This window comes from Nocardia sp. NPDC059228 (assembly GCF_042754245.1).
GTDB lineage: Bacteria > Actinomycetota > Actinomycetes > Mycobacteriales > Mycobacteriaceae > Nocardia.
Genome location: NZ_JBHZAL010000026.1, coordinates 1 through 11411, shown reverse-complemented (window position 1 = coordinate 11411; position 11411 = coordinate 1). Strand labels below are relative to the sequence as shown.

At 65.9% G+C, this 11411-nt stretch carries 11 protein-coding genes; 4 read left to right on the top strand and 7 right to left on the bottom strand.

All coding sequences use genetic code 11. The features are described 5' to 3' along the window. The first annotated feature begins 64 nt into the window (after positions 1-64). Complete coding sequence (gene tgt / locus ACFXKA_RS30765) at positions 65-1315, top strand: tRNA guanosine(34) transglycosylase Tgt (protein WP_379429972.1); 1251 nt, start codon at positions 65-67, stop codon at positions 1313-1315. A 36-nt stretch (positions 1316-1351) separates the two neighbouring features. On the opposite strand, the gene ACFXKA_RS30760 is transcribed toward tgt, so the two are convergent. Next, on the bottom strand, positions 1352-2128 hold the full coding sequence (locus tag ACFXKA_RS30760; protein ID WP_379430027.1) for a queuosine precursor transporter: 777 nt from the start codon (positions 2126-2128) through the stop codon (positions 1352-1354). 72 nt (positions 2129-2200) lie between these two features. Here ACFXKA_RS30760 and ACFXKA_RS30755 point away from each other — a divergent pair, with 72 nt between their 5' ends. Beyond that, positions 2201-2746: a DUF4190 domain-containing protein gene (locus ACFXKA_RS30755; protein ID WP_379429971.1), complete on the top strand. Its 546-nt coding sequence runs from the start codon at positions 2201-2203 to the stop codon at positions 2744-2746. 102 nt (positions 2747-2848) lie between these two features. Here ACFXKA_RS30755 and ACFXKA_RS30750 read toward each other — a convergent pair whose 3' ends face one another. From ACFXKA_RS30750 to ACFXKA_RS30740, 3 genes are all read right to left on the bottom strand, one after another. After that, entirely contained in the window at positions 2849-3631 is a 783-nt protein-coding gene (locus tag ACFXKA_RS30750) for an RDD family protein (RefSeq protein WP_354838726.1), read from the bottom strand. A gap of 50 nt (positions 3632-3681) precedes the next feature. Then, positions 3682-4638 (bottom strand): tRNA glutamyl-Q(34) synthetase GluQRS, encoded by a 957-nt coding sequence (gene gluQRS / locus ACFXKA_RS30745; protein ID WP_379430026.1) that lies wholly within the window; start codon positions 4636-4638, stop codon positions 3682-3684. Between the two features lie 122 nt (positions 4639-4760). After that, positions 4761-5258, bottom strand: a complete 498-nt coding sequence (locus ACFXKA_RS30740) for a DUF309 domain-containing protein (protein WP_379429970.1) — start codon at positions 5256-5258, stop codon at positions 4761-4763. A gap of 395 nt (positions 5259-5653) precedes the next feature. Here ACFXKA_RS30740 and ACFXKA_RS30735 point away from each other — a divergent pair, with 395 nt between their 5' ends. After that, on the top strand, positions 5654-5863 hold the full coding sequence (locus tag ACFXKA_RS30735; RefSeq protein WP_354838731.1) for a DUF397 domain-containing protein: 210 nt from the start codon (positions 5654-5656) through the stop codon (positions 5861-5863). A 221-nt stretch (positions 5864-6084) separates the two neighbouring features. Here ACFXKA_RS30735 and ACFXKA_RS30730 read toward each other — a convergent pair whose 3' ends face one another. Continuing rightward, positions 6085-7704: a cytochrome bc complex cytochrome b subunit gene (locus ACFXKA_RS30730; protein ID WP_379429969.1), complete on the bottom strand. Its 1620-nt coding sequence runs from the start codon at positions 7702-7704 to the stop codon at positions 6085-6087. Between the two features lie 97 nt (positions 7705-7801). On the opposite strand from ACFXKA_RS30730, the gene ACFXKA_RS30725 reads away from it, so the two are divergent. Next, positions 7802-9211, top strand: a complete 1410-nt coding sequence (locus tag ACFXKA_RS30725) for a wax ester/triacylglycerol synthase domain-containing protein (protein WP_379429968.1) — start codon at positions 7802-7804, stop codon at positions 9209-9211. 154 nt (positions 9212-9365) lie between these two features. Here the strand turns inward: ACFXKA_RS30725 and ACFXKA_RS30720 are convergent, their stop codons facing one another. Together ACFXKA_RS30720 and ACFXKA_RS30715 are read right to left on the bottom strand one after the other, a co-directional pair. Next, positions 9366-9791: a hypothetical protein gene (locus tag ACFXKA_RS30720; protein ID WP_379429967.1), complete on the bottom strand. Its 426-nt coding sequence runs from the start codon at positions 9789-9791 to the stop codon at positions 9366-9368. A 59-nt stretch (positions 9792-9850) separates the two neighbouring features. Beyond that, entirely contained in the window at positions 9851-10681 is an 831-nt protein-coding gene (locus ACFXKA_RS30715) for a DUF2637 domain-containing protein (protein ID WP_379429966.1), read from the bottom strand. Positions 10682-11411 lie beyond the last annotated feature (730 nt).

Here is an 11411-nt window from a genome sequence, read left to right as displayed (position 1 = left end):
CGGCCTGGCCCGCACCCAATGGTGCGGGCCAGGCCATTTTTCGCCGGGTGAGAGGATGGCTTGCGTGTCTGCTGCCTCCGAGTTCTCGTTCAAGGTCGGTACCCGTCTGGAAGGACGGCACGGCCGGACGGGCGTGATCAGCACCCCGCACGGGGACATCGCGACCCCCGCCTTCATCCCCGTCGGTACCAAGGCCACGGTCAAGGCGGTGCTGCCCGAGACCATGAAGGAACTCGGCTCGCAGGCCCTGCTCGCCAATGCCTACCACCTCTACCTCCAGCCCGGCCCCGACATCGTGGACGAGGCCGGCGGTGTGGCCGAGTTCATGAACTGGCACGGGCCGACCTTCACCGACTCCGGCGGCTTCCAGGTCATGTCGCTGGGCGTCGGCTTCAAGAAGGTGCTGGCCATGGAGTCGGTCGGCGTGCAGAACGACGATGTGATCGCCAAGGGCAAGGAGCGGCTGGCGCACGTCGACGACGACGGCGTCACCTTCCGCTCGCACCTGGACGGCTCCGAGCACCGCTTCACGCCCGAGGTGTCCATGGGCATCCAGCATCGGCTGGGCGCGGACGTCATGATGGCCTTCGACGAGCTCACCACGCTCATGAACACCCGTGGCTACCAGGAGGAATCGCTGGAGCGCACGCGGCTGTGGGCCCAGCGCTGCCTCGACGAGCACGAGCGGCTCACCGCGGCCCGCTCGCACCGGCCGTACCAGGCGCTGTTCGGCGTCATCCAGGGCGCGCAGTACGAGGACCTGCGCCGTAAGGCATGTCGCGATCTGGAGGACCTGCGTGGCGCGGCCGGAACGGGATTCGACGGTTACGGCATCGGCGGCGCACTGGAGAAGCACAATCTGGGCACCATTGTCGGCTGGTGCTGTGACGAGCTGCCCGAGGGCAAGCCGCGGCACCTGCTCGGCATCAGCGAGCCGGAGGACATCTTCACCGCGGTGGAGAACGGCGCGGACACCTTCGACTGCGTGAATCCCTCACGCGTGGCCCGCAATGCGGCGCTGTACACCGACGAGGGCCGCTTCAATATCAATACGGCCCGGTTCAAGCGGGACTTCACGCCCGTCGACGAGACCTGTGACTGCTACACCTGCGCCAATTACACCCGCGCTTACATCCATCACCTGTTCAAGGCGAAGGAGATGCTCGCGTCGACGCTGTGCACCATCCACAACGAGCGGTTCACGGTGCGGCTGGTGGATCGGGTGCGGGAGAGCATCGACGGCGGATACTTCGACGATTACCAGAACGAGTTCCTCGGCCGTTGGCGCGGCCGCATCAAAGCCCCTGGCCTGTAGGGGAATTCGATCCGGCCGCGCCGAAAGCCGGTCGCGTCACTCGTAGATGGCGGAGCGTTCGCGCGGGCGGTACGAGGGCTCGTGCTTCTTCAGGAAGGCGATACAGCGGTAGCTGATCGGCAGCACCATCATTTCGACGAGCGTCTTCCAGATGAAGCCCACCAGGGTGTAGTTGATGTAGTCGCCCCAGGTGTGGATGCCGATGGCGGTGGCGGCGATGGAGCAGAACACGAAGGTGTCGCCGAATTCGCCCGCCACGGTGGAGCCCAGCAGCCGCGCCCACAGGTGCTTCTCCTTGGTGCGCTCCTTGATGAGCACCAGGGTGACAGAGTTGAGGAACTGGCCCACGAAATAGCCCGCGATCCCGGCGAACGCCAGCTGCGGGGTGTGGCCGAGCACGTCCCCGAACGCCGAGCCGTTCTGATCCAGGTCTCCGGTGGGCAGCTTGATGACGATCTGGAAGCAGACGATCATCAGCAGCAGCGCGCCGAACCCGTAGTAGACGATGCGGCGGGTCGCGCGGAACCCGTAGACCTCGCTGAGGACGTCACCGATGACGTAGGCGAGCGGGAAGAGGAAGAATGCGCCGTCCATGGTGAGCGGCAGCACGGTGATGGGGCCGAAGGACACATGGTGTCCGGTGAAGAATTGGACGCCTTTGGCGACACAGACGTTCGAGATCAGCAGGACAGCGGTGAAGGCCACCGCCACCGGCGTGAAATATCCCCCCGCCGCGTCCGCGAATGCCGCGTGTTCGGGCGTGGGGTGCCCAGATCGATCGGTGTCGACCTTGCCGATGTCGCTCTTTTCGATTTCACTCACGCCGAAAAGTATCCCTGCCTCGACCGATGGGTACGGACCGATGGGTTGCCCTAGGCTGAGCGAATGACGAATCCCGGCGATTCCGACGAGTGGTGGAAGCAGTACGGCGGTGAGGGCGTGACGCCCGAGATCCCGCCCGCACCGCCACAGCAGCCGGCCCCGCCCCCGGCCGGCTACACCTCCGCTCCGCAGTACCAGAATCCGCCGCTGACCCCGCCGCCGCAGCCGGTATATCCGAATTATCAGCCGCCGCAGGCGAATCCGACGCCGTCCTATCCGGCCGCCGGGCAGCAACCCCCGGCCTACGGGTATCCGGGCTATCAGCCCTATGGCTACGGTCCGCCGGTGCAGCAGACCAATTCGCTGGCCATCGCCTCGCTGGTGGTGTCGATCATCGGCGTGCCGGCCATGTTCTTCTGCGCCTTCCTGCCGGTCGTCTCGATCGTCGGCCTGGTGCTCGGCATCGTGGCGCTGAACCAGCTCAAGAACACGCAGCAGCAGGGCCGCGGACTGGCGCTGGGCGGCGTCTGGGTGGGCGCCATCAGCATCGTGATCGGCCTCGCGCTGTTCCTGATCCTGATCATCGCGGGATCGACGGGGTCATCCTGACGGAAGGCTTTGCGCAGCAATGAAAAAGGACTGTGCGCAGCAATGAAAAAGGGGACGCATCCATCGGGATGCGTCCCCTTTTCGCGCTCAGCGGAGCCGGGCTCAGCCCTTCAGCACCTGGGTGCCGCCCGCGAACTTGTCGTGCCAGCCCTGCTTGTTCGGGTCCTGCTCGATGGTGATGGCGATGTAGATCGCCATGCCGAGACCGATCAGCCAGCCCAGGCACGGGATCAGCTGGACGACCACGTACAGGTTGCGCTTGGCCGAGGTGGCCGGGTCGAGCGGGCCGCCGCCGGGGCCGACCACGCGCAGGCCCAGCAGCTTCTTGCCGAGCGTCTGTCCGCCCTGTTGGGTCTCCATCAGGATGAAGTAGCCGAACAGGATGATCGGCAGCAGCACGTCCCAGGCCCAGGCGATGCTGTTGGGCAGCAGCGCCGCGATGATGCCGCCCGGGATACCGATGATCAGGCCGTCGATGATGCGGGCGGCGAACCGGATCCACAGGTCACCCGGCTGCGCGCCACCGAAACCGCCGGCGCCGAAACCGGGCTGGCCGCCGCCCGGGTAGGGCTGGTACGGCTGCTGGCCATAGGGCTGCTGCTGGCCATAGGCGTCGGACTGACCGAACGACTGCGGCTGCTGCCCGTACGGGTCGGGCTGCTGTCCGTAGGGCTGCTGGCCGTACGGCTGCTGGCCGTAAGGCTGCTGTGGCTGCTGGCCGTAGGGGTCGGACTGCTGGCCGTACGGCTGCTGCGGCTGCTGGCCGTAGGGATCGGACTGCTGTCCGTAGGGCTGCTGCCCATACGGCTGCTGGGGCTGATGCGGCTGCCCGTACGGCTGGCCACCCTGCGGATACTGGTTGGGGTCGTACCCACCGCTAGTCATTGTTTCGCCGTCCTCGTCGAATTCGTTCGGGATCTGGTCGAGTGCGTACGTTACGGATACGGACTGGGTTGCAACAACCCGTCGGGGTCGAGTGTCCACGGTTCGCGTGGCAGGTTTTCCGGATCGAATTGCGCCAGTAAGGCGGACGGCGTAGTTGCGCCCGAGTAGCCCAATGACGCCGCGAGCAGTCCCAGCACGTGCTGCGGGGATTCGCCGAGGGCCATCCGGTCGCGCAGGGTGACGGCGCCGTCGCGTTTCGCGAGCCGTTGCCCGGAAGTGTTGAGTACCAAGGGGACATGGGCGTATTCGGGCACGGGTAGTCCGAGCAGGGTCGCCAGATACGCCTGCCGTGGTGTGGAGGGCAGCAGGTCGTCGCCGCGCACCACCTGGTCGATGCCCTGCTCGGCGTCGTCGACCACCACCGCGAGGTTGTAGGCGGGGGTGCCGTCGCCGCGCCGCAGCACCAGATCGTCCACCGCGCCACGGTATTCGCCGAGCAGGCGATCGGTGACGGTGAATTCGCCGGCCTCGGCGCGCAGCCGCAGCGCGGCGGGCCGGCCCGCGTCGCGCCGGCGCTGTTTCTCGTGCTCGGTGAGGCCGCGGCAGGTCCCCGGGTAGGCGCCCATCGGGCCGTGCGGGGCGGTCACCGCCTGCTGGATCTCCTTGCGGGTGCAGAAGCATTCATAGGTATGGCCCGCGGCGGTCAGGCGCTCGATGGCGGCGGCGTAGAGGGGCAGCCGCTGCGACTGCCACACCACCGGCGGATCCCAGTCCAGCCCGATGGCCGCCAGATCCTCCAGCTGTCGCTGTGCCGCACCCTTTTTCACCCGGTCCAGGTCTTCCACCCGCATGAGGAATCCGCGGCCGGTGGAGCGGGCGAACAGCCAGGCCAGCAGTCCGGTGCGGAGGTTGCCCAGGTGCAGGTCGCCGGAGGGGCTGGGCGCGAAGCGGCCCACGCCGTGCGGGGGCGCACCGTGGCCGGGGTGGGGATCCCGACGGCCGGCTATTGCTGTGGCGGGGTCGGCAGGCACGGTTGTCGATGGTAGTTCGCATACTTCGCAGCGCCGCTGGTCGTTCGCCTTCTTGCGGGCGTACACACCGGGTGCGGTGTGACAGCGGGCTTGCGAATTCAGTGCGGGATTGTGAGCCGGGGCCGAAGATCGTTGTCGGAGATGGGTTTTCCCTGGTCGAGCGCGGTGAGCAGGGCGTGCGCGCGGGCCTCCAGGCCGGGTGTGTCGATGTCGTAGGGCGCGGGGTGGTAAGCGGCGAGCCGCTGTGCCGCGCGCTCGAGCAGGGTGTGCGCGCCCTTCGGATTCCCGCGCTGAATGTGGGTCAGTCCAACGGCAAATTGCGCGAGACCCTGCCACAGCGATTTCTCCGCGAACGGACCGCTCTTCCAGGCGGCCTCGAGGACCTCATGGGCGTTGAAGGCCAGGCCGTCGTCGAGCAGGCGCTGGGCGTAGTCGAGGGTTTCGAGGGGCGGCAGGTCGAGATCATCGGGTATCCGGGGGACACCGGCGCTGCCGAATGGGAGGGGTCGCCCAAAACGGTCACGAGGTCGGGCATTCCGGGCGCGTCCGTTCTCGTCGCGGTCCCGTCCGGTGTCGTCCTGGGTCGGCTGGGGCATGCCCTCCATGATTCCCCATGGCCGGCGCGGGCGGCGCGTGCGGAGTTTGCCTGCGGGTGCGGGAATGGCTGGGTAACGGAATTCGGACTTCTGAAATTGAATAGCCTCAAATTAAAGCTAATTTCGCGCAAATAATTAGCTGGCTAACCTTGCTGCAAATTTGCTGGTTGAAAACGAAAGAATGCGATCTCCCTATGACGAACCCTGCTAGGGTTTAGCGCGGGAACGGCCATCGGGGGTGCATTCCCGTCGCGAAGTGCAGAGAACGGGTTGTACGGAGCGTTTGCGTGCGACCCGTAGCACACCTGGGATTCGTGATTGAGGGATGGATCCCGAGGTCGCCAAGATCGATGCCAGCAAGATTCCAAGCTTGACGCAGAAAAGGAGCTAGTACCGTGAAGGTGGATTTCACCGGCGCCGTGTGGCGTAAGAGCAAACACAGCGGGCCCAACGGCAACTGCGTGGAGGTCGCTTTCCTCGGAGACGGCAATGTCGCGGTCCGCGACAGCAAGGACCACGGTGGCGGGCCGATCCTGGCCTTCACCCCTGGCGAATGGGATGCCTTCGTGGCGGGCGTCTCCGATGGCGAGTTCAAGCGGGCCTGACCGCTGCGCCACCGGGAAAAAAATTGAAGCCCCCGAGTCCCGGAGACTCGGGGGCTTCGCTCTGTGTTCAATTTGCCCTCCGCTTCGCTCCGGGCGGGTTCGCGGCCCTGAGGTCTCGATTCTTCCCCTCCGCTCCTCCGCTTCGCTCCCCCGCTCCAAGGCGGAGGTCTATTCCAGCCGCGGTCCAGAATCGAGACGGCCGCGATCCTGTAGGTGCGGTTTCAGTGGGCGCGGTCTTGGACCTTGCGCAGCACCGTCAGCTGCGCGTGCTCGGCCGCATGATCGTTGGCGGCATTGAGTTCGCGCTCCTCGGGTGGATCGGCCCAGAAGAACGCGCCGCTGCCGGGGCGGCCGGCGATCCCGAGTTCGTTCATCTTCCGGGGTACCCGGGCGCCCTGATACGCCAGGGGAATCGGATGGCCGTGCGCATCCACCGGCCCCAGCGGCTGGTGCACCTCGATGTACTCGCCGTGCGGAAGCCGCCGCACCACACCGGTTTCGATGCCGTGCTCGAGCACACTGCGGTCGGCGCGTTGCAGACCCAGGCACAGCCGGTAGGCAATGGTGTAGGCCAGCGGCGGGACGGTCAGCAGCGCGATGCGGAAGGCCCAGGTGGTGGCATTGAGCGAGATGTCGAACTTGAAGGCGATGATGTCGTTGATGCAGGCCAGGGTGAGGATCAGGTAGAAGCTCAGCGACATGGCCCCGATGGCGGTGCGCACCGGCACGTCGCGCGGCCGCTGCAGCAGGTTGTGCCGGGCCCGATCGCCGCTGAGCCGCTTCTCGATCCACGGGTAGGCGATGATCAGCGTGAAGATGAGCGGCATGAACAGCGCCACCGAGAACGCGCCCGGGACGGTGTGCCCGAAGGGATAGGCCTCCCAGGCCGGGAACAGGCGCAGGAAGCCGTCGGTCCACATCATGTAGAAGTCGGGCTGGGTGCCGGCGGAGACCTGAGAGGGGTTGTAGGGCCCCAGGTTCCAGATCGGATTGATCTGCAGCAGCCCGCCCATGAGCGCCAGCACGCCGAGGGTGAAGGCAAAATACGCGCCCTGGTCGAGCGAGAAGACTGGCACGATGCGGGTGCCGATGACGTTCTTCTCGGTGCGGCCCGGGCCCGGGTACTGGGTGTGTTTCTGGTACCAGACCAGCGCGATGTGAACTCCGATGAGCGCCAGCATGATTCCGGGCAGCAGCAGCACGTGCGCGATGTAGAGGCGCGGGATGATGATGCTGCCGGGGAAGTCCCCGCCGAACATGAGCCAGTGCAGCCAGGTGCCGATCACCGGGCTGCCCAGGGTGATTCCGGCGAAGGCGGCGCGCAGGCCGGTGCCGGAGAGCAGGTCGTCGGGCAGCGAGTAGCCGAAGAAGCCCTCGAACATGGCCATGATGAACAGCAGTGCGCCGATCACCCAGTTGGCCTCGCGGGGCTTGCGGAAGGCGCCGGTGAAGAAGACCCGGCACATGTGGATGATCATGGCCGCGGTGAACAGCAGTGCGGCCCAATGGTGCACCTGCCGGACGAAGAGTCCGCCGCGGACGTCGAAGGAGATGTTCAGCGCGCTCTCGTAGGCGCGCGACATGGTGACCCCGCGCAGCGGCTGGTAGGCGCCGTTGTAGGTGACGTCCTGCATGGACGGGTCGAAATACAAGGTCAAATAGACGCCGGACAGCAGCAGAATGATGAAGCTGTACAGCGCTATTTCACCGAGCAGGAACGACCAGTGTGTCGGAAATACCTTGTTGATGGATCTTTTGAGGAATGCGGCGCCTTTGTAGCGCTCGTCCATGCCATCGGCTTGTTGCGCAAGTCGACCGGCGAGCCTGCTGGTGGTTGCCATCGCGGTCACCCCGCCCCCGGGAGAATGGTAAGGCTTCTACTACAAACGGTAGCACCCGGAGGCGCTGCGCCGTACGGGGTTTCGTTATGGTCATCGGGTGAAATCCCTGGCCGCCCGGGACGCCACCATGTACTGGCTGTCCGCGCGTACCCGCAACGACCTGTTCCTGCTCTACTGCTTCGCCGACACCGGACGCGAGGCCGGCGAACTGCGGGCCGAGGTCGCGAGCCGGGTGTTCCACATTCCAGATTTGCTGATCCATGTGCTGGATACTCCTGCAAATATTGCGTATCCGATTTGGGCGACTTGCGAATTCACCAACGAGCAGTTCGTCGACCATCGTCTCTCCGATGCCACGTGGGTGAATGTCACCGCCGCCGTGGGCGATCTGCTCGGCACGGGCCTGAATGCGAACGACCGCCCCTGGCGGCTGCACGTGTTCCGAAATGTCCGGGACGTCCCGGGATTCGCTACCGGTGAGTGTGCCCTGGTAGTGCTGCTCCAGCTGTCCCATGCCCTGGCCGACGGCCGCCGCGCCGCTGCCATCGCGCGAGCATTGTTCAGCAGCAGCGAATTTCCGGCATCTGCCTCCGAGGCTTCCTCGAGCCGGCTCCTCGGTCGGTTCCTTCCACACAGCATTCGTGATGCCGTGACGAGCGTCCTCGCCGCTACGGTTGCGCTACCCGGGATCCCGATCGGCATGGCGCGCACCGTCGTTCGCGGTCTGGCCGCCGCCCGGGCCCAGCGCCGGCTGGCCGAGCTCACGGCCGCCGGGGAACTGCCGCCACCCGCACCCGATACCGAACCGACGGCCCTGAACGGTGCCGGCGCACCGCCTGTCGCGCATATCGTTCGCATGCTGGTGTGCGACAAGAATCGGCTGCGGGTACCGGACCACTCGGTAACGGTGGTGGCGCTCACCGCCATTTCCCTCGCGTTGGAGACCTATCTCTCGGAGCGCGGCGCCGCGGTCGCCGACCTGCGCGCCCAGGTCCCCATGGCGATCGCCACCGCGGCAGACGGCCGCAACGGCTACCGCGACCTGTCGGTGGATCTGGCCGTCGCCGCATCCCTGCCGCGCATCCGCGCCGACCGCATCGCCGCCGACCTCGCCGGGCGCCGCACGCGCGCCGCACATCCGCTCCAGGACGCGCAGGATTCGGTGACCGCCGTCCTCCCCGCCCCGCTGCTGCACCATGACGTGATGCATGCCCCGATAGATGTGCTCCCCGAACGAGTTTCGGGTCATACCGTGGTCTCCAGCGTCGACCGTGGTCCCGCGGACCTCCGATGCGGCGGCGGCGCAGCCCGATTCACGGCCGGCTTTCCAGCCCTCGGCACGGTCATGCACCTGACCCACGGCATCCACGGGCTCGGCGAGACAGTCACGGTCTCCATCCACGCGGACCCTGCGGTAATCCCCGACGTCGACCGCTACAGCGCCCTGTTGGATTCGGCGATCGACGAGATCACCTGCGCATTGCGCGAATCCGGCGCCACGGGCTGACCGGGGCTGGATATATCGCGGGGCTGGATATGCGCAAGGCTCCGGCCGGACCGAGTCCGGCCGGAGCCTTGCGGGCCCGGCAATGCTGCCTGTTTGCCCGAATCACCTCTGAGGCCTTCGATCGAGCGAATGGATCGCCGGTTTCAACGGCGGATCAGACCATACCGTTGACCAGCGGATGCTCCGAGACGCCCTCGGGTACGCCCCATTGACTATGCGCGAGTGCTTCGAAAACGCAGATCAACAACAATTTTCGGGCGCGATGCCCGGAATTGACTTCGGATTCGACACCGGATTCCTGGCCGCGCATGCCGACCACTGGGCCGCGCCGCGGTCCGGGCTCGGACAACATCCAGAACAGTTCCGGCCCCATCAGTGTCGAGCGTCCGCCCGTCTCGCTGAACCACCGACCGGAGTATTCGATCATCAGATCGGTGAATGCTTCGACGTTGCCGACTGCGTCGGTGAACTGTGTCATCGCACCCGATCGATCCAGACTGTTCTGGATGATCGAAGCCAGCCGGCTCGCGATTTCCCGGAACTGATCTACTCCTTGGTCTTGCCACATGGTCATCGCCATTCTTCGCTCCAGAGAGGGTTTCAGAGGTGACTGAGGGGTCGATCGAGCTGCGTCCGCCATTACATTTGCGCGGCGGTCATCGAGACCCGGGGTCGTTCGACGGCTTCCGGCGCAGCTGACCTGTGCTGTGCGCCGATGCCTGCGGTCTGCCCGCGGGAATACCCGGGCCCGATGGATTCAAGCGGGTAGAGCCTGGGCTGACGCGCTGCAATGGGTTCCGCGGAGCGCTCCGCATCCGGTGACGACTCGGCCGCGAACTCCGTGGCCTCGAGGTCGGCTTCGAGCTCGGCGGCCTCGTGCTCGGCGGCTCCGAGCTCAGTGGTTCCAAGTTCGGTGGTTCCGAGCTCAGTGGTTCCGAGCTCAGTGGTTCCGAGCTCGGTGGCCTCGTGCTCGGCTGCCAGCTCGGCCGCGACCTGTTTGCCGCGCTGCCAGAGCATCAACGTGAGGTGCACCGCGAACAGCATGGTCAGCGGCATGCCGGCGTAAATGAACATGGCCACGACGCCGCCACCGATCTCATGGGCGTACTGGATATTCCCGGCAATCGAGAGCATGGTCGATAGAACGAACAACACGGTCGAATACCACCAGCCCACACTCCACTGCCGGAACGAGGCGGTGGCGATGATCGAACCGATTACCAGGCCGTCGATGGCGATCGGCACATTCGAGGCCAGGTCGGGCGGTACCAGATTGCGTATCGAGAGTTGGTGCAGGGCGGCGAAAGACATTTGAAATGACTTGACTGCTACTACGCCCGCGACAATTAACGAAGCATGTGCCAACCGGGGTCTGAACGAACTCAGTCGTCCCATGACGTCCCCCGCCCTGTGCAGCGCGGGCGCTTGCACGTCGTCATCTGTGGATCTCGCGGCTGTGATCTCCATCATGGCGGCGAGGGTACTGTGCGGCCGGTCCCCGGATTGTGTACCGCGCCAGTTTCAGATTCGGTGCTGCGCAGGCGCGCGCAATAGAGCTCTCGACAGTTAGCCGTCAATTAACTCGAATCCCATGGGCTGCAACACATCACGCCTGACCGCGCCAATCGGGCCAGCGCAAGTACCCAACCAACAGGTGTTTCGTGCCAATCATCCGTTTTGGTCGGTCATCTCGTCGCGCCCTGACGAGAACCCAACTGCAACTTGGCCAAAGCCCATCGCATGATCTCCACCGACGTGCCCCCGGGAGGAGCCATGCCACCACCGGCACCACGAAAGTCATTGTGCCCGCGATGAACAGCGCTGATGTGGGCCCAATCGACAGCAGGACACCGGCCGGTGCGGCCTGTGATCCGTGCGATCCGGCCGTTGAGACCCATGGCCGCGACCAGTGCGTGCCACTCGTCCGCGTCCACCAGATCGGGCGCCAGAGCGCCGGGGGAAGGATCGAAGACCGCGGCCGGCGCGCTGGATCGGCCGACCGGGTGGCTGCCATACCAGGACGGGTCATGGCGCACTGCGCGAGTCCGAGACTGCGGCCCGACCGGCTGCGGGTCGGTGGAAATGCGGAAGGCCCCGGCCGGACTGGGTCCGGCCGGGGCCTTCGAAGCGGAGGATAGGGGATTTGAACCCCACCCCCAACGCGTCAACCAGCCCCAAAAAGACACAGGAGTACAGCCGA

Coding starts and splice junctions, on each gene's coding strand:
- ACFXKA_RS30755 (WP_379429971.1), top strand. CDS start 2,201: ATGACGAATCCCGGCGATTCCGACGAGTGGTGGAAGCAGTACGGCGGT.
- ACFXKA_RS30750 (WP_354838726.1), bottom strand. CDS start 3,631: ATGACTAGCGGTGGGTACGACCCCAACCAGTATCCGCAGGGTGGCCAG.
- ACFXKA_RS30740 (WP_379429970.1), bottom strand. CDS start 5,258: ATGCCCCAGCCGACCCAGGACGACACCGGACGGGACCGCGACGAGAAC.
- ACFXKA_RS30730 (WP_379429969.1), bottom strand. CDS start 7,704: ATGGCAACCACCAGCAGGCTCGCCGGTCGACTTGCGCAACAAGCCGAT.
- ACFXKA_RS30720 (WP_379429967.1), bottom strand. CDS start 9,791: ATGGCGATGACCATGTGGCAAGACCAAGGAGTAGATCAGTTCCGGGAA.
- ACFXKA_RS30715 (WP_379429966.1), bottom strand. CDS start 10,681: ATGATGGAGATCACAGCCGCGAGATCCACAGATGACGACGTGCAAGCG.